Below are 19,856 nucleotides of genomic sequence, written 5' to 3'. Positions count from 1 at the left end.
GTTTCCCCATGTGAGAGTAGGTCATCGTCAAGATTCATTTCGCAAAACCCCTATCTGCGCATGCAGGTAGGGGTTTTGTCTTTGTGCTCCAAAAATAATCTCCGCCATGTCGTGGCCCCATGTGGGAGCGGCTTTAGCCGCGAACACCGGCAACGCCGGTGCCATCCACCGCGCCGCCTGCTTCGCGGCTAAAGCCGCTCCCACAGGGGCCGCGCCAGCTCCTGTAATCGCGCAGAGCAATCATGAAATGTGCGTCATCTATGCCTGACGACTCACTGCTCAATGCTACGCTCGCGGAAATACTCAGCACGGATACCCCACCATGGACATGAACTGGCACCAGGCCCTGCAGGAAAGCCTGATCTGGCTTGCAATCGCCTCGTTCATCACCCTCATCGGCTTTGCTGCTGCCGCCACCGTGGCCGTACGTTGTACGCGCTGGGGCAGCCAGTTCTGGCAGCTTGCCGGACCCTATTTCAGTTTCAGGCGTAGCTGGCGGCCGCTATTGGTGTTTGCGTTGCTGCTGGTGTTGACGCTGTTCTCGGTGCGCCTGAACGTGCTGTTCTCGTTCTGGTACAACGGCTTCTACAGCGCCTTGCAAGGCCTTGATCAACCCGCTTTCTGGTCCCTGCTCGGCGTCTTCGCCGTATTGGCTACCATCCATGTGCTGCGCTCGTTGTTCGCCTTCTATGTGACCCAGGCATTCAGCATTCACTGGCGAGTCTGGCTCACGGAGCGCCTGACCCGCGACTGGATGCGCGGTGATGCCTACTACCGTGGTCAGTTCCTCGCCGAGCCGGTGGACAACCCCGACCAGCGTATCGAACTGGACGCCAACGCTTTTGTCAGCAACTCGGTAACCCTCGCCTTGGGCGCGGTCAGTGCACTGGTGTCGCTGGTGGCGTTCACCGGGATCCTCTGGGGGCTGTCGGCACCGTTGGCTGTTGCGGGTGTGGAAGTCCCGCGGGCGATGGTGTTTGCCGTGTACCTGTATGTCATTGTCGCCACCTGGATTGCCTTCCGTCTGGGGCAGCCGCTGATCCGCCTGAACTTCCTCAACGAAAAGCTCACCGCCAACTTCCGTTACGCGCTGATGCGCCTGCGCGAAAATGCCGAGAACATTGCCTTCTACCAAGGTGCCCTGGTAGAGCGGGGTACGTTGCTGGGCCGCTTTGGCGCCTTGATTGTCAATGCCTGGGCCCTGGTGTTCCGGAACCTGAAGTTCAGTGGTTTCAACCTGGGCGTGAGCCAGGTGGCCGTGGTATTCCCGTTTATCCTCCAGGCACCGCGCTTTTTCAGTGGGGCAATCAAGCTGGGCGATGTCATGCAGACCGCCCAGGCGTTCGGCCAGGTGCAAGACTCGTTGTCGTTCTTCCGTGAGTCTTACGATGCCTTCGCCCAATACCGTGCCACCCTCGACCGTCTGACCGGTTTCCTTGAAGCCAACGAACAGGCAAGTGCCTTGCCACGTGTCATCACCGAGCACCAGGCACACGCGCTGGAGATTACCCAGTTGCAAGTGCTGCGCCCGGACGGGCACGCCCTTATCGCCGACTTGGACCTGAGCCTGCACGCCGGCCAGGCGCTGTTGATCAAGGGCCCTTCGGGAAGTGGCAAAACCACCTTGTTGCGTGCACTGGCGGGCCTTTGGCCCTATGCCGAAGGTGAAGTCCGGCGGCCGACAGGCCATCAGGCGCTGTTCCTGTCGCAACGCCCGTACTTGCCCTTGGGTGACTTACGCACCGTTATTGCCTACCCGGCGGCCAGCAAGCCTGAAGACGAAGCGCGCATGCAACAGGTTTTGCGCCAGGTCAACCTGGCTCACCTGGCCGAGCGGCTGAGCGTCAACTGCGACTGGCCACACATTCTCTCGGTGGGTGAACAGCAGCGCCTGGCGTTCGCTCGGGTGCTGTTCAACCGGCCTCAAGTGGTGTTCCTCGACGAATCCACCTCGGCGATGGACGAAGGCCTGGAGCATGCCCTGTATTCGTTGCTGCGCACGGAGATGCCGGGCGCGCTGCTGGTCAGTGTCGGCCATCGCAGCACGCTGGCGGGGTTTCATACTCACCGGCTGGAGGTAGATGGGCAGGGGGGCTGGTCATTGCTCACGCAAGCTGTTCAACCTGCGTAGGCCACAGGTATCTGCTCAGAATGCGCAGCCATGGTCCGGCAGCCTACACTGGCTCAGTGCAACAGCGTTACCCCCAGCAGGGTGGCGCTGGCAAACCCTGCGCCAACCAGGAAGGTTGCCTGGAACCCCGCACCATCCCACAACAACCCGGCCACCACGCTGGCCACCAGCAGCGCCACCCCGGTCAGCAGGTTGAACAAGCCGAAGGCCGTGCCGCGCAGGTTGGCGGGTGCGCTGTCGGCAATCATGGCTGCGAAAATGCCCTGGCTGAAGCCCAGGTGCAGGCCCCAGGCGGCCACCCCCAGGGCCAACCCGACCCAGCCCGGCAGCAGGGCCAGCAGCAGGTCGGCGACAATCAGCAGCCCCAACCCCGTCATCAGCACTCCACGGCGGCCCACGCGGTCCGACAGCACCCCGGCAGGGTAGGCCGACACTGAGAAGGCCAGCGCCATCAGCACCAGCACCGCCGGTGCCCACATCGGCGCCAGGCCCATGTCCTGTGCACGCAGCAGCAGGAACGCCTCGCTGAAGCGCGCCAGGGTGAACAGCGTGGCCAGCCCGACAAGGCGCCAGTAGGCTGGCCCCAGGTGCACCAGTTCGTCCAGTGCCAGCGGTGCGCGCACTGGCGTTGTCGTGGTCGGCACTTCGGGTTCGCGTACGAACGCCACGAGGATATAAACCGCCACCAATGCGGGGATCACCGCCACCCAGAATACAGCCTGGAAATGGCTCGCGGTCAGCCACATCAGCATCATCGCCAGCAGCGGCCCAAGGAATGCCCCAACCGTATCCAGCGCCTGGCGCAGGCCGAAGGCGGCGCCACGCAACTCGGGGGGCGTGACATCGGCCACCAGTGCATCGCGTGGCGCCCCACGAATGCCTTTGCCGACCCGGTCGACGAAGCGTGCCGCGGTCAACCACTCCATGCCGCCAGCCATGGGAAATACTGGCTTGCTCAGCGCGGCCAGGCCGTAGCCGATCACCGTCAGCAGCTTGCGCTTGCCCAACCGGTCGCTGAGGGCGCCGGAGAACACCTTGGTGATCGACGCGGTGGCTTCGGCAATGCCTTCGATAACACCCACCGCTACTACCGAAGTGCCGAGCACCGTGACCATGTACAGCGGCAGCAGGGCGTGGATCATCTCCGAGGAAATGTCCATGAACATCGATACGAACCCCAGCGCCCAGACGCTACGCGGGATTCTCGGCAGGGTTCTGCTGGCACTTGCTGAGTGGCTTTCTTCCTGACTGTGCATCTGGGGGGCTCGGCAGAGTTGCTACGTTGGAACTGTAGTAGCCGGTGCGTCGATTTTCGCCGGGACACTCATTCAGGGAATCCGTCAACGCTCCTGAAGCACTTCGCGGAAAACGTCGGGGCGAGAAGCAGCAATATGGAGGAGGGACCGAGCGGCACCGGATGGTGAACGCCGACCCTGCTCCCATTCCTGAAGCGTACGTACCGAAACACCTAGCATTTCGGCAAACCTGGACTGGGAGAGCCCTGTTCTGCTGCGTGCCTCGGCGGCCTCGGTTACCTCTACCTGAAGTACCGCACCATAGCGGCCAGCTTTCACATCACGAATGGACTCCAGTAATTCCTCACCGATATTACGGCTGGCATCACGCAGTCTCAGTTCTTTTTCAGTCAGGGGCATGGTTGAGCTCCTTGGCAATCTTGCGCAACACGTGCGCGGGTATATTTTCAGTAGCGCTCTTACAGTAAATGAGCAGTGCGACCAGGGCCCCATTAGCGAGCTGGGCTATGTAGATTACACGGACCGCTCCGCGCTTGCCCTTGCCATCCAGGCTCCAGCGCACCTTGCGGCATCCACCTGAACCGGGAATCACAGCGCCGGCATCGGGTTCATTAGCAAGGTAGGACATGAAGGCTCCGTGCTCTTCTTCAGTCCAGTAATCAGGCCATTGTCTTGAGAAAATTGGCGCTTCAATGATTGTTAGCATACTGCATTCCTACGTCTTTGACGTAGGGATTTTGCTTCGTTCTTCTAAGCCAAAGAAGCGTGAGGATGTATCGACGGGTTGCTGATCAGCCCGCTCGTGCTGAAAACACCAGGGCCACTGCTCTACTCGGCGTTCCAGCAAAGTTCCGTTACAAACATGTAAACTTCGTAAATAAGATTTACTCGCATTTACATCGCCCTATATTTACCACCCCTGTTGGCCACCAAACTGTGTTTGCGAGGCCGGTGGGCGAGGGCTCCCGGTTTCCGACAGGGATGTGCCGTTTCGCTCATGAATCGCAGGAGATGTACCCATGCAGTGCAGAACTTCACCCAATAGCCTGGCCCTGGCGTTCGTCGCGCTGGCGTCGCCGGCCATGATGGCCACCGCGGCTGAAGCCGAGGAGCAGCGTGCGGGTGAGGTGCTGGAAGTGCCGGTCGCCGACAACGCGCTGGTGATCCAGGACACCCTGGTCACCGCCGAGCGCGAGGCCCGCCAGGCCCTGGGGTCGTCGATCATCACGGCCGAAGACATCAAGCGCCACCCGCCGGCCAACGACCTGTCCGACATCATCCGCCGCGAGCCCGGCGTCAACCTGACCGGCAACAGCGCCAGCGGCGCACGGGGCAACAACCGGCAGATCGACCTGCGTGGCATGGGCCCGGAGAACACCCTGATCCTTATCGACGGCAAGCCCTCCAGTGCACGCAACGCTGTGCGTTATGGCTGGAACGGCGACCGCGATACGCGCGGTGAAACCAACTGGGTACCGGCCGAAGCGGTCGAGCGCATCGAGATCCTGCGCGGGCCGGCGGCTGCACGCTACGGCTCCGGTGCAATGGGCGGGGTGGTCAACATCATCACCAAGCGACCCACCGACGAGCTCAAGGGTAGCGTCAGCCTGTACACCCAACTGCCGGAAGACAGCGCCGAGGGTGCCAGCCAGCGCGCCAACTTCAACCTTGGCGGCGGGCTTACCGATAACCTCGGTTTCCGGCTGTATGGTGGCCTGGCCAAGACCGACGCCGACGACCTGGATATCAACGCCAGCCATGCCAACAGCGCACTGGTTGCCGGCCGCGAGGGTGTGCGCAACAAGGACATCAACGGCCTGCTGAGCTGGAAGCTCAACGACGAGCATCGCCTGGAAGCCAGCGCAGGCTACAGCCGCCAGGGCAACATCTACGCTGGCGACACCATGAACAGCAATGGCGGCAGTGACGTCGCGCTGATTTCCAGCCTGTATGGCCACGAAACCAACGTGATGCAGCGCAGCACCTACGACCTGACCCACCTGGGTGATTTCACCTGGGGCACCAGCAAAACCACTCTGGCCTATGAATACGTGCGCAACTGGCGCCTCAATGAGGGCCTGGCCGGTGGCCCGGAAGGGGCGATCAACGACAGCGGTGCGGCGATGTCGCGGCTGCGCAACACCCGCTTGAACAGTGAGGTCAACCTGCCGTTCGCGGTGGGCAGCACTGAGCATGTGCTGACCCTGGGCGGGGAGTACCTGTACGAGTCGCTCAACGACCAGGGTTCGTTCCGCCCGCAAAGTTTCGACCCGAGTGCCTCGGGCAGTGACGCGATCAGCGGCTTTGACCGCAGCAACACGAAAATGACCGCCAAAAGCTACGCGTTGTTCGCCGAAGACAACATCGTCATCGGCGACACGACCGTGACGCCGGGCCTGCGCTTTGACCATCACGAGATGTTTGGCGACAACTTCAGCCCAAGCCTGAACCTGTCGCACAAGCTCACCGAGGCACTGTCGGTCAAGGGCGGCATCGCGCGCGCCTACAAGGTGCCGAACCTGTACCAGTCCAACCCCAACTACCTGCTCTACAGCCGTGGCCAGGGCTGCAGTGTGCAGCAGACCAACTCCGGCGGCTGCTACCTGCAAGGTAACGCCGACCTCAAGCCGGAAATCAGCGTCAACAAGGAAATCGGCCTGCTGTACGACCGCGGCACCTGGCGTACCAGCGCCACCTACTTCCGCAACGACTACAAGAACAAGATCATCGGCGGTACCGATGTGCTCTACGCCATCAACAGTGGCCGCCGCGTGACCCAGTGGGAGAACGCGGGTGAAGCGCGGGTGGAAGGTATCGAAGGCAACTTCTTCATCGAGTTGACGCCGAGCCTGGACTGGAACACCAACCTGACCTGGATGCTCGACAACGACAACCGCGAGACCGGAGAGCCGCTGTCGGTTATCCCGGAATACACCGTCAACACCACCCTCGACTGGCGTGCCACCGAGCAGCTGTCGTTCCAGGTGGCGGGCACCTACTTTGGCAAACAGAAGTCGCCGACCTACAACTACCGCACTCAGCAGGATTACGACCAGGCAGCGCAACAGGACGTCGAGGCCTATGGCCTGGTGGATCTGAGTGCCGGGTACAAGTTCAACGCCAACTACGACGTGCGGGTAGGGGTGAACAACGTGTTCGACAAGCAGATCCTGCGGGGCGGCAACGCCAGCAGTTCGGGGGCCAACACCTATAACCAGCCAGGCAGGGCGGTGTTTGCTGCGCTGAATATCAACTTCTGACACAAGGGGCCGCTTTGCGGCCCAATCGCCGGCAAGCCAGCTCCCACAGGTACCGCACAGCATTCGAACCTGGTGCAATTGTTGTGGGAGCTGGCTTGCCGGCGATTGGCTGCGCAGCAGCCCCGGCCTCATCACCGGACCTCAAGGAATCTCCGATGATCAACCCCCCAGCCTGGCTACAGATCCTCTCCCGCAGCGCCGCCGCCCTGCTCGGCGGCTATGCCTTCAGCTACACCGCCACTGCCTGCCTGGCCCGCATCCTGCCGCTGTCTGCCGCCGACGCGATCATCGTCGCGACCCTGCCTGCGTTCATTTTCTACACCGCTGCCATCCTCTGGGCTTTTGCCTGCCGTGATGCCCTGCGCGCCTGGGCGCCGCTGGCGCTGGCTGCACCCCTTGCCGTGATTGGCTTCTGGCCGCAGGTGCTGGAGCGGCTGGCATGAAGAATACCTTTACCCAATCGATGGCCTGGCTGCACACCTGGGCCGGGCTGGTCTTCGGCTGGCTGCTGTTCGCTATCTTCGTCACCGGAACCCTGGCGGTATTCGACAAGGAGCTCAACCACTGGATGCAGCCGGAAATTCCGGCCACCCAGGTGTCCCAGGCCGACGCGGCACAGCGTGCCATCGCCTACCTGCAGGCCCATGAACCGCAGGCGGGCAACTGGGGCATCAGCCTGCCAAGCGAGCGTTCGCCTGGGCTGCGTGTGTCCACGGGTGACCGGCGCCATGGCGTTGGGGTACAACTCGACCCACGCACCGGGGAAGCCATCGAGGTGCGCGACAGTGTCGGCGGCAACTTCTTCTTCCGCTTCCACTTTACCCTCGACCTGCCACGCAACTGGGGCATCTTCGTGGTCGGCGCGCTGGCGCTGGTGATGCTGGCGGCGTTGGTCACCGGCATCGTCATCCACAAGAAGATCTTCAAGGAGTTCTTCACCTTCCGGCCGAACAAGGGCCAGCGCTCGTGGCTGGACTTTCATAACGCCAGCGCGGTGCTGTTGCTGCCATTCCACCTGATGATCACCTACACCGGCCTGGTGATCTTCATGCTCATCTATATCCCCGCCGGGGTTGATGCGCTGTTCGCCGGTGACAACCGTGCCTACTTCCAGGCCCAGGGCAATGCCCGCGTGGAGCAGCCCCGTGGCCTGGCCAGGCAGCCGGCTGCGCTGGTCGATGTGGCGCCGCTGCTGGCCCGGGCCGAGGCGCAGTTGGGGCCGCTGGGCGGCTTGAATATACGCAACCCGAACACAGCGGCGGCGCGTATCGAAATACGCCCCGAGTTGGGCAACCGCATCGCCTTGGCCAAGGGCCAGGCCATGGTCTTTGACGGCGTCAGCGGGGCGTTGCTCAGCGACGTGCCGCAATGGCGCGCGGCCCCGCTTACCCAACGGGTCATGGTCGGGCTGCACTTTGCCCAGTTTGGCGGCTACCCGATGCGCTGGCTGTACTTCATCTGCGGGCTGGTCAGTTGCCTGATGATCGCCAGCGGCCTGGTGCTGTTCTGCGTGAAACGCGGGCGTAAGTACGCCACTGCCACCGCCGAGGCTTCAGCGCGACGCTGGTACCGGGTGGCCGAGGTGTGCAATGTGGCTTTCATCAGTGGCCTGTTGCTGGCCTGTGTGGGGCTGTTGTGGGCCAGTCGCTTGTTGCCCGTTGAGTTGGCGCAGCGTGAGAGCTGGGAAGTACGTGCGTTCTTTGGCGTGTGGCTGTTGGCGTTGTTGCATGCCGGTGTCAGGCCGGCACGTCGGGCCTGGGTTGAGCAACTGCTGCTGTCGGCAATGCTGTGCATCGGACTGGGGGCATTTGGCGGCCTGGACGACACCATGCGCCTTGGGGTTGCCGCGTGTGCGCTGGTGCTGGGGGGAATGCTTGGGTTGGTGGCCTGGCGCGTTCGGCAAGCGCAGCCGGTGCAGCAGAAGGCCAGGGCAGGGCGGCGGATGGAGGCCGAGGCATGATGATGTGGATTACAGGCGGGGTTTTATTTGCCTACGCCGGCATGCTCGGGCTGTGCCAAGGGCTGGAGCGGCATTACAAACAGGTGTGGAGCCGGGCCTGCCCGCGTGTGTTGCGGGTCGGCCTGCGCAGTGCAGGGTGGCTGGCATTGCTGGCCAGCCTGGTGCTGTGCGCCCAGGCCTGGGGTTGGGCCATGGGGGCGGTGGCTTGGTTTGGTGCGATGTCGCTGGCGGGGATGCTGCTGGTGATGCTGCTGCCGTACTGGCCAAGGCTGGCGGTGAGGTTGGTGGTGGCACTGCCTGTTTGGGGGCTGATAGTGATGGTGGCCTGATCTGGCCTCATCGCCGGCAAGCCAGCCCTGTGGGAGCGGGCGTGCCCGCGAAGAATCCAACGCGGTGCATGGCACCGGCTGCGCCGGTGTTCGCGGGCTTGCCCGCTCCCACAGGGTCCCTGCTGAATCAGTAAGTGATGTGCAGTTCCATGAGAGCTGGCTTGCCGGCGATGAGGCCCACGCGGTCAGCCAGGCACCACCTTGGCAAACGCCGCACGAAAGCGCTGCATGTCTCGCTCATCGCCCACACTCACCCGCACCCAGTTCGGCCAGCTCGGCCAGATCCGTCCCACCAGCACGCCTTGCTCTGCCAGGCGCTCGACCACCGGCTGCCCGGGCCCGCGCATATCGATCATGAAACAGTTGGTCTGCGACGCGGTACAGCGCCAGCCGCGTTCGGCCAGCCAGGCGATGGTCTGGTCGCGCAAGCGGGCGTTGTCGGCCTTGCGCTGCGGCACCAGCTGGCGGTCCTGCAAGCTGGCCAGGCCTGCCAGCAAGGTGGGGGCTGCCGCGACGTTCTGGCCGTCAAACGCTTCCAGCCGCTTCAGCAGTGGTGCCTGGCCAATCGCCAAACCCAGGCGTGCGCCCGCCATGCCGTACAGTTTGGAAAACGTCTGCAACACCAGTAGCTCTGGGTGGTCCTTGACCAGATCGATGCAACTTTGTGCATTGCTGAAATGAATGTAGGCCTCGTCCACCAGCACCACGCTACCTGCCGGCTTGCGCGCCAGCAGCCGTTCGATGTCCAGGCGTGGAGTGACGGTGCCAGTGGGGTTGTTGGGGTTGCACAGGTAGATCAACCCCGCTGCCGGGTCGGCCGCCAGCATGGCATCGACATCATGGGCGAAGCGGGCATCGAGGGCGATGCTGTGCACCCGGGTGCCACGCCCGACGGCGGCTTCGGCTGGCGCTTCATAGGACGGTTCCGGGACCACCAGGCTGCGTGACCCGGTGAACGCCATCACCGCGTGCTGCAACGCCAGTTTCGAACCGCAGAACACCTGTACCTGATCCGGTTTCAAACCGTGGTCGGCGGCGAACAGGTCGATCAACCGGTATTGCGCATCATAGGGGTAGCGCCCACACAGGCCGATACCTTCGCGCATGGCTTCGCGCGCCGCCGGGCTCGGGCCCCAGGGGCTTTCGTTGTAGTTGATGCGTGCCGGGCCGTCATTGGTAGCCGGGGAGGGTGATGCAGCGTTGGCCCAGTTGATCTGCCCGAGCAGCGGTAAGGCCATGCCCAGCCCCACCAGCGAGCGACGTGTCATTGCGGTCATGCGTCGACGTCCCTGTTGTCATTGGTCACTTCAGGGACGAAATGCACCCGCAGGAATTAATGATGGCAAATCGCTGCAGGTTGGTCGGCATCGACATTGTTGCAGCCAAACGCTTTGCGGCATGCTAAACCTTGCGTCCCAGCCTGCCACGAGAAACGCCTGGTGAAAGCCACCCGCCTGACCCTGATCTGCCATGCCCTGACCCAGGCCCAGAAGACCGGGCGCCTGCACTGTGCCGATGACGGTATCCTGCCGCTGGCGCAACCGCCGGCAGCTACCCTGCCCGCTGTGCAACTGCTGACTGCGCCGGAGCGGCGCGCTTGCGAGACGGCAGCATGGGTGTCGGGGACGGTGCAGGTCGAGCCGGCCTTGGCCGATTGTGACCTGGGGGGGTGGAAGGGGCTGGCATTGAAACAATTGCAGGCCGAGCGGCCTCAGGCACTCGCGCAATGGCTGCAGGATCCGGCAAGTGCGCCGCACGGGGGAGAGTCATTCGCCGCGCTTTGTCAGCGCGTGGCGAGCTGGCTGGCAAGCTTCGACAAGCCGGGCGAATGGCTGGCGGTAACCCACCCCATGGTCATCCGTGCCGTGCTGGTACAGGTGCTGGGCTGCCCGATGAGTGCCGGGCAGCGGATCGATGTGTTGCCGCTGTCACGTCTGGCGTTGAGCTTTACCGGGCAATGGCGGCTGCGCCTGGTTTGAGCTTCAGAACGCCAGCTTGTAGCCGATCAGCAGCAGCATCGCCGCCAGGCATGGGCGCAGCACGCGGTCGGAGATCCGCCCGGTGAGGTGGCTGCCAAGGTAGATACCCGGCAGCGAGCCCAGCAGCAGGTAGCCCAGCAGCGACCAGTCCATGTTGCCCATCCCCGCGTGGCCCAGGCCTGCGACCAGGGTAAGCGGCACGGCGTGAGCGATTTCGGTACCGACCAGGCGGCGGGTGACCAGGAACGGGTACAGCAGGAACAGCGCCACGGTACCCAGTGCACCTGCACCGATGGAGGTGAGGGTAACCATCACCCCCAGCACCACGCCAGTCAGCACGGTGAGGATGTTCAGGCTGCGATCACTGAGGTGGTAGTGGTCACCGGCATGGCGGCTGGCAAAGGCTTGCAGGCGTGATTTGAACAAGATGGCCAGTGCAGTCAGGATCAGCACCACCGCCAGGCCTTGCTTGATGATGGCGTTGAGCGCCGAGGTGTCGGTGTGCAGGGTGCTGAGGAACCACAAGGTCAGCGCTGCGGCAGGCACGCTGCCCAGGCTGAGCAGGCCGGTGATCTTCCAGTCGATGTTCTTCTGGCGCGCATGCACCCAGACACCACTGGCCTTGGTGATTGCCGCATAAAGCAGGTCGGTGCCGACAGCCGTAGCCGGGTTGATGCCAAACCACAGCAGGATCGGGGTCATCAGCGAGCCGCCACCGACGCCGGTCATGCCGACGATGAAACCCACAACCAGGCCAGCAATGGTGAAACCAAAAGAACCTACATCCATACGCTACTCGACTGCCCAACATTGCCCGTTATCGGATGCAGCCAGCATATAGATTTTTTTATAGCCAAATAGACTTGTTCGTTATTAGGTTATAACCGAGCCGGGTCAACGATCGGTCATCACCACCATCACCTGTGCATCGCCACCGTCCTCGCTCTCGGACAGGTAGATGTGCCCCACCTGGCTGTCGAAGTATGCCGTCTCCTGCGGCCCGATGCTCACGGCTTCGCCGGTCTCGAATTCGATGCGCACGCGCCCGCTTAGCACTAGCGCAAACTCCTGCCCGGGGTGGCGGATAAAATCGTCGAACTGGCCGCGTTCACGGGCGATGATGCGGGCATAGGCCGGGGTCATGCGGCGTTCGGGGAAGTCGCCGGCGATGGGGTGGTAATCGTAGGTGCCGGTCGAATAGCCCGCCGCCGCCGGCAACGAATCGACCACCACGGTCACCGGCACCGGGGCGCTGACCGTAGCGCCGGAGCGGAACAACTGAGCGATATCGACATTCAGGGCCCGGGCAGCGGCGGCGAGCTTTTCATAGCTGACCGATACCTGCGCCAGCTCCATCTTCGACAAGGTGGACAGCGGTACGCCACTGGCTTCGGACAATTGCTTGAGGGTCATCTGGCGCGCCTTGCGCACCTGGCGCAGGCGCTGGCCGACTACAGCACGGTCCAGCAGGGGTAGGGCAGCGGGCATTCAGGGCTCTCGGCATACGGCATTGGTCGGGCATCTTACCTTGGACACTTGCGCATTTCTAAATTCTCATATATTAGAATTCTCATAAATGATAATTGCCTGGCAGGAGCGTTCATGACCCCGACCTACGACACCCTCATCATCGGCGCCGGCATTGCCGGTGCCTCCCTGGGCTATCGCCTGGCCGGGCAACAGCGGGTACTGCTGCTGGAGCGTGAGTCGCAGCCTGGCTACCACTCGACCGGGCGTTCGGCCGCCATGTTCATGGAGGCCTACGGCACCCCGCAGATTCAGGCGTTGACCCGCGCCAGCCGGGCGTTCTACGAGTCACCACCGCAAGGGTTCTGCGAGCACCCGTTGCTGGAACCGCGTGGCTGCCTGTACGTGGCCAACGTGGAGCAGCGTGCGCTGCTTGAACAGACCCACGCGCAAAACCTGGCCAACGGCACCGAGGTCAGCCTGCTGGACCGCGATGCCGCCCTGGCCCTGGTGCCGAGCCTGCGTGGCGAAACTCTTGCCGGCGCGGTGCTTGAGCCGGGCGCCATGGACCTGGATGTGCATGCGCTGCACCAAGGCTTCTTGCGCGGCTATCGCGCCGCAGGTGGTGAGCTGCGTTGCAACGCCGAGCTGATCCAGGCCTGGTACCTGGACGACCTGTGGCAGGTGGAGCTGGGCGATGGCAGCCGGGTGCAGGCGCGCCAACTGGTGAATGCCGCGGGCGCCTGGGCCGACCGCGTGGCCGAGCAGTGCGGTGTGGACGTATCGGCCTGCAACCGTGCCGGCGCAGCGCGTTCACGTTCCCCGGCCCGGCAGACCAGGACTTCGCCCGCTGGCCAGCGGTGATCGGCGTTGACGAAAGCTTCTACTTCAAACCCGACGCCGGGCAGCTGCTGGGGTCACCGGCCAATGCCGACCCGGTCGAACCCCAGGATGCCGCCCCTGAAGAGTTCGATGTGGCTTTGGGTATCTACAATATCGAAGCCATGACCACCCTGGCGATTCGCCGCCCGAGCCACACCTGGGCCGGGCTGCGGTCGTTCGTCGCCGACGGCGACCTGGTGATCGGTTTCGATGCGCAAGCCCCCGCGTTCTTCTGGCTGGCGGCACAAGGTGGCTATGGCATCCAGTCGGCTGCGGGCGCCTCGCGCCTGGCTGCCGACTTGCTGCTTGGCCAGCCCGTGTGTCCTGGCCTTGTCCGCCAGGGTGTGGCGCCCGAGCGCCTGTCCCCGGCCCGTTTCCAGCAACCTTGAAAGGAACATCCCATGAGCAATGACATCCAGCGTTTCCCTAGCAGCCTGCCGTTCCCGTTCTCCCGTGCAGTGAAGGCGGGTGGTTTCCTGTTTCTCTCCGGCCAGGTGCCCATGACTGCCAGCGGCGAAGTCGTGCGCGGTGACATCCAGGCCCAGACCCGCGCTGCCTGCGAACGTATCGCCGAAAGCCTGGCGGCGTGCGGTGCGCGTTTCGACCAGGTGGTAAAGGCCACGGTGTGGCTGTCGGACATGAGCCACTTCGCCGGTTTCAACGAGGTGTACAAGGAATTCTTCGGTGCGGCGCTGCCGGTGCGTTCGACCGTGGCCTCGGCATTGGCGCTGGGGGTGGACGTGGAAATCGAAGTGCAGGCGTTTGTCGGCGAAGCATGACCGAAGCACGAACCCATGTGGGAGCGGGCGTGCCCGCGAAAGAGCCCACACAGTGGATGGCACCGGTTTTGCCGGTGTTCGCGGGCACGCCCGCTCCCACATGGATTGCGCAAGCCTTGAGATTTCGGAGCAAGACAGCTGCTCCTGCAAAAGGCATGCGGTGGCGGTAAGACAACAACAATAAATCCAGAGGTTCACATGCAAGAGCAACTGAAGATTGCCGGCGCATTTGTCGGCGTGATCGTGGGGGCGGGGTTCGCTTCGGGGCGGGAACTGTTGTTGTTCTTTGTCGATTTCGGCGTGTGGGGGCTGGTTGGCGCCATGGTCAGCGCGGCCCTGTTCACCTTCCTCGGGATGGCCTTGGCCGGCTTGGGCAACCGCCAGCAGGCCACCTCGCACAAGGATGTGATCCAGGCCATCTGCGGCCGTCACCTGGGCCTGTTCGTCGACTGGCTGATCACCTTCTTCATGTTCGCCGTCACCGTGGTCATGCTGGCCGGTGGTGGTGCGTTACTGGAGCAGCAGTTCGGCATACCGGCGTTGACCGGTAGCGTGCTGGTGACGCTGGTGGTGGTGGGCATCGTCTGCCTGGACGTGCGCAAGGTGATTCTGGCCATTGGCGCCATCACTCCGCTGTTGATCCTGGTGGCGTCAGCCATTGCCTTGTATGCCGTGTTCACCCGCGAGCAAAGCTTCGCTGCGCTCGATCACCTGGCCAGCCAGCAGCAGGCCGGCACCCGTCACTGGCTGCTGGGTGCATTTTTGTATGTGTCGTACAACATCGTTGCGGGTGCGCCGATACTCGCTATTCTGGGCGGCTCGGCCAAGGGGGAGAAAACCGCAGTGTGGGGCGGTTTGCTGGGCGGCGCGGCGTTGGGCGGCCTGATGCTGGTGATGAGTGCCGGCCTGCTGTCACGCCTGGACAGCGTGGCCGACCTGCCCATGCCGATGCTGTCGATTGCCAACGAAGTGTCGCCGTTGCTGGGGCTGGTGATGTGCCTGATCATCTTCGGCATGATCGTCAATACCGCGGTGGGTACGTTGTTTTCGTTCCTTTCGCGGCTGCTGCCGGCGGGCACGGCGAAGTTCCGCTGGGGCTCGGTGTTAACCGGTGCGGTGGCGTTTGCCTGCAGCCTGGTGGGGTTCATCAGCCTGGTGGGTGAGGTGTACCCGTTGTTTGGCTACCTGGGGTTCGTGCTGATGGCGGCGGTGTTGCTGGCGTGGGTGCGGCGGGGTAGGGCTGCGAAAGCGGTTACAGCTTAAGGGGGCGCAAAGCGCCCCCCCAGGCCATCAGATCCTGAAACTGCCGACCAGCTGCTTCAAGCGCCCGGCCTGCTGGGCCAGTTGGTCGCAATGGCGCAGGGTTTCATTGAGGTTTTCCACCCCTTGCTGGTTCAGGGCGTTGATCTGGGTGATGTCCAGGTTGAGGCTCTCGACCACGGCGGTCTGCTCTTCGGTAGCGGTCGCCACCGACTGGTTCATGCCATCGATTTCGCCGATGCGCTGGGTGACGCTGGCCAGGCGTACGCCGGCCTGGTTGGCCACCTGCACGGTCTGCTCGCTGGACACCTGGCTGGTGTTCATGGTGTGCACCGCTTCGCGCGAGCCTACTTGCAGGCTGGTGATCATGCGGTGGATCTCTTCCGCCGATTCCTGGGTGCGGTGCGCCAGGTTACGCACTTCGTCGGCCACCACGGCAAAGCCACGGCCGGCTTCACCGGCACGGGCTGCCTCGATCGCGGCGTTCAGTGCCAGCAGGTTGGTCTGCTGCGAGATGCCCTTGATCACGTCGAGGATCTTGCCGATTTCGTCGGTGCTGGCGTTGAGTGTTTCGATCTGCGCGCAGGACTCGCTGATGCGCTGCGACAGCGCGGTCATGGCGCTGATCGCTTCTTCGACCACTTCACGCCCACCGTGGGCCTGTTCGCTGGCGCCACTGGCATGCTGCGACGCATCGGCGGCGTTACGGGCGATTTCCTGGGTAGCGGCGCCCAGCTCGTTGATGGCTGCAGCCACGCTGTTGGTGCGCATGCTCTGTTCTTCAGAGCCGCTGATCGATGCGTTGGACGCGCTGACCACTTTTTCCGACAGGTCATGCACCAGGCGGGTGGCCGAAGACACTTCGCTGATCGAGGCATGGATGCGCTCGACAAAGCGGTTGAACGAAGTGGCCAGCTCGCCGAATTCGTCCTTGTTCTGCACGGTCAGGCGGCGGGTAAGGTCACCTTCGCCCTCGGCGATGTCGCGCATGGCGCGGCCCATGGTGGTCAGCGGGCTCATCAGCACCGGGATCAGCAGGCCTAGCACGCCGGCGATGGCTGCCACGGCAATCAGCATGGCGATGATCGCGGAGGTGCGGAACTGGCTGAGTGCGGCGTAAGCCTTGTCCTTGTCGATCGACAGGCCGATGTACCACTGTGCAGACGGCAGGCCGGCCACCGGGGCGAAGGAGATGATGCGCTCCTGGCCGTTGAGGGTGACATCCTGCATGCCGGCGGCAACCCGCAGGTTACTGCCTGGGTAGATGTCCTTGAGGTTCTTCATCACCTGGTCTTTGTCGGGGCTGACAATCACCTGGCCGTTGGCGTCGGCCAGGAAGGCGTGGCCGATGCCGCCGAAGTCGACCGAGTTGATGATCTCGACCAGGGTATCGAGGGTCACGTCACCGCCGACCACCCCGACCAGCTCGCCATTGCTCTTGCTCTTCACCGGTGTGGCGATGGTCACCATCAGGCCACCGACCGCGCCTTGGTACGGGGCGGTCAGCACGGTTTGCCCGGCGCTGGCGGCGGCGCCATACCATGGGCGCTGGCGGGGGTCGTAACCGGCAGGCATCTGGGCATCAGGGCGCTGGGTGAACACACCGTTGGCCTGGCCCAGGTAAGTGAACAGGAAATTACGCGTGTAGGACGGCTGCTCGATCAGCCCGGCCAAGGTCTCGCCGGCACCTTGCTGGCCGATATCCTGGGCCAGGTTTTCCAGTACCAGGATGCGCCCGCTCATCCAGTTCTGCACGCTGCTGGCGGTCAGTGCGCCGGCTTGTTGCACCGAAGCTTCGATGTTCTGGCGGATGGTGTTGCGTTGCAGGTAGTCGTTGTAGAGCGTGAACAGGGCAAATGCCAGGACGACGACGCCGCAGGCGCTGAGCAGGATCTTGTGGCGAAATTTCAGGTTCATGTTTCGAGACCTTGAGCCAATGAGGGGAGGGCGCAGCGCACTCATGACGCGCTGCGGGGCCTGTCGACCGAGATATCGGCTCACGGGCTAAAAGATTGAAGTGCTTACAGAAATTTCTTACGGTCGTTTCGACAGACGGTATTCAGTGGCGACTCAGTTGCTCGATCAGCAACCGTGCGGCTTGCTGCAGCGGCTGTTGTTTTCGCCACAGGATGTGCACCGGCAGCTGCAGTTCGTTGCGCGTATTGCGAAAATCCAGGCGCACCAGGCGCCCGCTGGCCAGCAGCGGCGTAACCCGCGACAGCGGCAGGTCGCCCCAGCCAAGGCCCGCTTCTACCATCTGCAATGCCAGGTCGAAGCTGTCGGTGGACCAGTGCGTCGCGCCGATCAGCGGGCGCGGGTCGGCCAGCGGCAGGTCGCGGCTGCGCACCAGAATCTGCCGTACCCGGGTCAGGTCTTCCAGGTAGTGGATACGCCCCTCGCGCAAGGCCGGATGGGTGGGTGACAGGGTGGCCACCAGCGATTCCATACCGATGTGCTGGAAACCCCGGCGGGCGTCGACCTGCAGGCCTGCAAAGGCTACGCAGAGGTCGGCACGGCCGCTGTCCAGCAGGTGCAGGGCTTGCTCCTGTGGGGCGCTGAGCAGGGCGATGTCCAGCAGCGGGTGGCGCTCGCCGAGTTGGGCGATGGCGGCCAGCAACGGCCGGTGGTCGATGTCGGGTACCACGGCCAGGGTCAGGCTGCTTTCCAGCCCTTGGGACAACTCCAGGGCGTGTACCTGCAGCAGCCCCAGTTGTTCGCCAATCAGCCTGGCATGGGGTTCGAGGGCCAGGGCCTGTGCGGTCGGGCGAACTTCACGTGGGCCCCGTTCGAACAGGCTATAGCCCAGTTCCGCCTCAAGGTTGCCAATGGCCATGCTCACCGCCGAAGGCACCCGCTGAAGGGCGCGCGCAGCCGCGGAAAACGAGCCGCGATCAAGCACGGCAAGGAACAACTGGATATTGTCGCTGGAAAAGTTCATGTCAGCCTCCTGTCAGTAGATCTGACAGCTGCTGACTTTTGCTGTCAAGCATGGTGAAGCATGATCGCACCCCATCGCTTTTGTCATTGGAGGTAACCCCGGGTGCAGGGACTGAAACGCAAACTGGTCTACGTGACTTTCTATGAACTGATCGGGCTGTGCATGTCGACGCTGGGGCTGGCCTACCTGTCCGACACCGAGGCGTCGCACACCGGACCGCTGGCGGTCATGATCACCACCATTGCCATGCTCTGGAACCTGGCCTACAACACCTTGTTCGAATACTGGGAAAGCCGCCAGGCCAAGCGCGGGCGTAGCGTGGCGCGGCGGGTGGCGCATGCCATTGGTTTTCAGCTGACCCTGGTGGTGTACCTGATTCCGTTGATTGCCTGGTGGCTGGACATGACGCTGGTGGAGGCGTTGCTGGTGGACATGGCGTTCATCCTGCTGGTGCCTTGCTACACCTTTGCCTACAACTGGGCATTTGACCGGCTGTTCGGGTTGCCAGACTCGGCCACGGCAACCCCTACGGCGGCAGGCGTATGATCAAAGGTTCCTGCTGCTGCTTCACTTGCTGCTCCACAGGTTGTTCAGCCGGCCGCGGCAGACTGGCCAGCAAGCTGTCCTCAACCTGCCCCGACAGGTAGTACACCCCCGCCATGGCCCCGCTCTGGCGGTTTTCCATCAGCTCCTGCCATTCCTGGTTCAGCGCCACGTTGAGGATCACCCGCAACTGCTCGACCATCTCTGGATGATCGCGGTCATGGGTCATCATGCCGTAGCCGGCCGCCGCGATCGAAATCATCGCCCCCGCCACCTTGCCCACTGCCGACGCCACGGCACTGGCGATCCCACGCGGGGCGAGGGTGGCGCCGAGCTTTTCGCTGGCGCGGGTGGCCACTGAGCCAAGCCCGACGTCAGTCTGCCCAGGGCCTTTGCTGGCCAGTTGGTGCAGGTGCTGGCGCATGGCTTGCCAGGCCGGTTGCTGGTCCAGCGACTTGGCCCTTAGCAGTTGATACAGGCTGGCATTGCGCGCATCCGGGGGGCCCAAATGTATGGCGGGAATGCGATTGAGGCGCTGGCTGAACTGCTCGGGGGGCGCGTTGTAGCGGCTGATGATGGCCGGTAATTGCTGGCCAAGCAGTTGCAGGTACAACTCGCAGGCGCGGTCGCGGATGCCCTCGGGGTTGATCTGTTCGGCCACCGGCTCGATCACCCGCTCGTGATACTGCTCCTGCAGGTACAGGGCGAGGCGTTTTTCTGCAGGCTCCCGGCCTTCGCCGCTGTCGAGCTTGTACCAGGCCACCTTGAGGGTGAGCCACTGCTGGGTCCAGTACCCGGTAAACCAGGGGATGAAGTCGCTTTCGGTGCGCTGCTGCACCTGCTCCTTCCACACCCGCATGGAGCGCCGGGCATAGTCGTTGGCCGAGCCGGCGGCGCCGGCCGAGGCATCGATCAGTTCCTGGTCGATGCGTTGCCAGGCGGCGGGGGTGAGTACTACAGGCGGAGGCGGGGCAGGCGGGCGCTTGCTTGCGCAGGCGCCGAGGGCCAGCAGAAGGCACAGCAATATAAGTGTTCTGGAACTCACGCGACCGCCTCCCTGGTAGAGGCTGGG

Annotated in this window: 18 protein-coding genes and 1 pseudogene; 10 read left to right on the top strand and 9 right to left on the bottom strand. The window is 63.4% G+C overall.

Annotated elements, in window-relative coordinates:
* Positions 1-322 precede the first annotated feature (322 nt).
* Positions 323-2,131, top strand: coding sequence for an ABC transporter ATP-binding protein/permease (locus tag ACIQUI_RS25605; RefSeq protein WP_403203424.1), 1,809 nt, complete (start codon positions 323-325; stop codon positions 2,129-2,131).
* A gap of 53 nt (positions 2,132-2,184) precedes the next feature.
* Here the strand turns inward: ACIQUI_RS25605 and ACIQUI_RS25600 are convergent, their stop codons facing one another.
* The 3 genes from ACIQUI_RS25600 to ACIQUI_RS25590 form a co-directional block, all read right to left on the bottom strand.
* A complete protein-coding gene (locus tag ACIQUI_RS25600) occupies positions 2,185-3,312 on the bottom strand; it encodes an MFS transporter (RefSeq protein ID WP_403203425.1) in 1,128 nt (375 codons plus the stop codon).
* A gap of 159 nt (positions 3,313-3,471) precedes the next feature.
* Positions 3,472-3,786 (bottom strand): helix-turn-helix domain-containing protein, encoded by a 315-nt coding sequence (locus ACIQUI_RS25595; RefSeq protein ID WP_403203423.1) that lies wholly within the window; start codon positions 3,784-3,786, stop codon positions 3,472-3,474.
* Complete coding sequence (locus ACIQUI_RS25590; protein WP_403203422.1) at positions 3,773-4,093, bottom strand: transcriptional regulator; 321 nt, start codon at positions 4,091-4,093, stop codon at positions 3,773-3,775. The genes ACIQUI_RS25595 and ACIQUI_RS25590 overlap by 14 nt, the downstream gene beginning before the upstream one ends.
* A gap of 313 nt (positions 4,094-4,406) precedes the next feature.
* Here ACIQUI_RS25590 and ACIQUI_RS25585 point away from each other — a divergent pair, with 313 nt between their 5' ends.
* The 4 genes from ACIQUI_RS25585 to ACIQUI_RS25570 all read left to right on the top strand — a co-directional run bounded on the left by ACIQUI_RS25585 (position 4,407) and on the right by ACIQUI_RS25570 (position 8,936).
* Positions 4,407-6,647 (top strand): TonB-dependent siderophore receptor, encoded by a 2,241-nt coding sequence (locus tag ACIQUI_RS25585; protein ID WP_403203421.1) that lies wholly within the window; start codon positions 4,407-4,409, stop codon positions 6,645-6,647.
* Positions 6,648-6,802: 155 nt separating this feature from the next.
* Positions 6,803-7,090, top strand: a complete 288-nt coding sequence (locus ACIQUI_RS25580) for an iron transporter (RefSeq protein WP_403203420.1) — start codon at positions 6,803-6,805, stop codon at positions 7,088-7,090.
* Complete coding sequence (locus ACIQUI_RS25575) at positions 7,087-8,607, top strand: PepSY-associated TM helix domain-containing protein (protein ID WP_403203419.1); 1,521 nt, start codon at positions 7,087-7,089, stop codon at positions 8,605-8,607. The genes ACIQUI_RS25580 and ACIQUI_RS25575 overlap by 4 nt, the downstream gene beginning before the upstream one ends.
* Positions 8,604-8,936, top strand: a complete 333-nt coding sequence (locus ACIQUI_RS25570; RefSeq protein ID WP_403203418.1) for a DUF3325 domain-containing protein — start codon at positions 8,604-8,606, stop codon at positions 8,934-8,936. Before ACIQUI_RS25575 ends, ACIQUI_RS25570 begins: the two co-directional genes overlap by 4 nt.
* 185 nt (positions 8,937-9,121) lie before the next feature.
* On the opposite strand, the gene ACIQUI_RS25565 is transcribed toward ACIQUI_RS25570, so the two are convergent.
* Positions 9,122-10,213: a pyridoxal phosphate-dependent aminotransferase gene (locus ACIQUI_RS25565; protein ID WP_403203417.1), complete on the bottom strand. Its 1,092-nt coding sequence runs from the start codon at positions 10,211-10,213 to the stop codon at positions 9,122-9,124.
* Positions 10,214-10,375: 162 nt separating this feature from the next.
* On the opposite strand from ACIQUI_RS25565, the gene ACIQUI_RS25560 reads away from it, so the two are divergent.
* On the top strand, positions 10,376-10,915 hold the full coding sequence (locus ACIQUI_RS25560; protein WP_403203416.1) for a histidine phosphatase family protein: 540 nt from the start codon (positions 10,376-10,378) through the stop codon (positions 10,913-10,915).
* A 3-nt stretch (positions 10,916-10,918) separates the two neighbouring features.
* Here the strand turns inward: ACIQUI_RS25560 and ACIQUI_RS25555 are convergent, their stop codons facing one another.
* Positions 10,919-11,704, bottom strand: coding sequence for a sulfite exporter TauE/SafE family protein (locus ACIQUI_RS25555; RefSeq protein ID WP_012271535.1), 786 nt, complete (start codon positions 11,702-11,704; stop codon positions 10,919-10,921).
* A 105-nt stretch (positions 11,705-11,809) separates the two neighbouring features.
* Positions 11,810-12,403 carry a helix-turn-helix domain-containing protein gene (locus tag ACIQUI_RS25550; protein WP_403203415.1) on the bottom strand — a complete coding sequence of 198 codons (594 nt, stop codon included), beginning with the start codon at positions 12,401-12,403 and terminating at the stop codon, positions 11,810-11,812.
* A gap of 114 nt (positions 12,404-12,517) precedes the next feature.
* Between ACIQUI_RS25550 and ACIQUI_RS25545 the strand changes: the two are divergent.
* The 3 genes and pseudogenes from ACIQUI_RS25545 (at position 12,518) to ACIQUI_RS25535 (ending at position 15,306) form a co-directional block, all read left to right on the top strand.
* Positions 12,518-13,653: pseudogene (locus tag ACIQUI_RS25545) on the top strand (NAD(P)/FAD-dependent oxidoreductase).
* A gap of 12 nt (positions 13,654-13,665) precedes the next feature.
* A complete protein-coding gene (locus ACIQUI_RS25540; RefSeq protein ID WP_403203414.1) occupies positions 13,666-14,043 on the top strand; it encodes a RidA family protein in 378 nt (125 codons plus the stop codon).
* A 198-nt stretch (positions 14,044-14,241) separates the two neighbouring features.
* Positions 14,242-15,306 (top strand): hypothetical protein, encoded by a 1,065-nt coding sequence (locus ACIQUI_RS25535; RefSeq protein WP_403203413.1) that lies wholly within the window; start codon positions 14,242-14,244, stop codon positions 15,304-15,306.
* Between the two features lie 27 nt (positions 15,307-15,333).
* On the opposite strand, the gene mcpA is transcribed toward ACIQUI_RS25535, so the two are convergent.
* Together mcpA and ACIQUI_RS25525 are read right to left on the bottom strand one after the other, a co-directional pair.
* On the bottom strand, positions 15,334-17,220 hold the full coding sequence (mcpA, locus tag ACIQUI_RS25530) for a methyl-accepting chemotaxis protein McpA (protein ID WP_403203412.1): 1,887 nt from the start codon (positions 17,218-17,220) through the stop codon (positions 15,334-15,336).
* 142 nt (positions 17,221-17,362) lie between these two features.
* Complete coding sequence (locus tag ACIQUI_RS25525; RefSeq protein WP_403203411.1) at positions 17,363-18,241, bottom strand: LysR family transcriptional regulator; 879 nt, start codon at positions 18,239-18,241, stop codon at positions 17,363-17,365.
* 102 nt (positions 18,242-18,343) lie between these two features.
* On the opposite strand from ACIQUI_RS25525, the gene ACIQUI_RS25520 reads away from it, so the two are divergent.
* Entirely contained in the window at positions 18,344-18,787 is a 444-nt protein-coding gene (locus ACIQUI_RS25520) for a PACE efflux transporter (RefSeq protein ID WP_403203410.1), read from the top strand.
* Here ACIQUI_RS25520 and ACIQUI_RS25515 read toward each other — a convergent pair.
* Positions 18,768-19,829, bottom strand: coding sequence for a hypothetical protein (locus ACIQUI_RS25515; RefSeq protein ID WP_403203409.1), 1,062 nt, complete (start codon positions 19,827-19,829; stop codon positions 18,768-18,770). The genes ACIQUI_RS25520 and ACIQUI_RS25515 overlap by 20 nt on opposite strands.
* Between the last annotated feature and the right edge of the window lie 27 nt (positions 19,830-19,856).

Origin of the sequence: Pseudomonas sp. NPDC090592 (assembly GCF_044769185.1) — a bacterium.
Classification (GTDB): Bacteria; Pseudomonadota; Gammaproteobacteria; order Pseudomonadales; family Pseudomonadaceae; genus Aquipseudomonas.
This window is presented reverse-complemented; position numbering and strand designations above follow the sequence as displayed.

Coding starts and splice junctions, on each gene's coding strand:
- ACIQUI_RS25585 (WP_403203421.1), top strand. CDS start 4,407: ATGCAGTGCAGAACTTCACCCAATAGCCTGGCCCTGGCGTTCGTCGCG.
- ACIQUI_RS25540 (WP_403203414.1), top strand. CDS start 13,666: ATGAGCAATGACATCCAGCGTTTCCCTAGCAGCCTGCCGTTCCCGTTC.
- mcpA (WP_403203412.1), bottom strand. CDS start 17,220: ATGAACCTGAAATTTCGCCACAAGATCCTGCTCAGCGCCTGCGGCGTC.
- ACIQUI_RS25570 (WP_403203418.1), top strand. CDS start 8,604: ATGATGATGTGGATTACAGGCGGGGTTTTATTTGCCTACGCCGGCATG.
- ACIQUI_RS25525 (WP_403203411.1), bottom strand. CDS start 18,241: ATGAACTTTTCCAGCGACAATATCCAGTTGTTCCTTGCCGTGCTTGAT.
- ACIQUI_RS25565 (WP_403203417.1), bottom strand. CDS start 10,213: ATGACCGCAATGACACGTCGCTCGCTGGTGGGGCTGGGCATGGCCTTA.
- ACIQUI_RS25535 (WP_403203413.1), top strand. CDS start 14,242: ATGCAAGAGCAACTGAAGATTGCCGGCGCATTTGTCGGCGTGATCGTG.
- ACIQUI_RS25595 (WP_403203423.1), bottom strand. CDS start 3,786: ATGCCCCTGACTGAAAAAGAACTGAGACTGCGTGATGCCAGCCGTAAT.
- ACIQUI_RS25605 (WP_403203424.1), top strand. CDS start 323: ATGGACATGAACTGGCACCAGGCCCTGCAGGAAAGCCTGATCTGGCTT.
- ACIQUI_RS25580 (WP_403203420.1), top strand. CDS start 6,803: ATGATCAACCCCCCAGCCTGGCTACAGATCCTCTCCCGCAGCGCCGCC.
- ACIQUI_RS25555 (WP_012271535.1), bottom strand. CDS start 11,704: ATGGATGTAGGTTCTTTTGGTTTCACCATTGCTGGCCTGGTTGTGGGT.
- ACIQUI_RS25550 (WP_403203415.1), bottom strand. CDS start 12,403: ATGCCCGCTGCCCTACCCCTGCTGGACCGTGCTGTAGTCGGCCAGCGC.
- ACIQUI_RS25575 (WP_403203419.1), top strand. CDS start 7,087: ATGAAGAATACCTTTACCCAATCGATGGCCTGGCTGCACACCTGGGCC.
- ACIQUI_RS25590 (WP_403203422.1), bottom strand. CDS start 4,093: ATGCTAACAATCATTGAAGCGCCAATTTTCTCAAGACAATGGCCTGAT.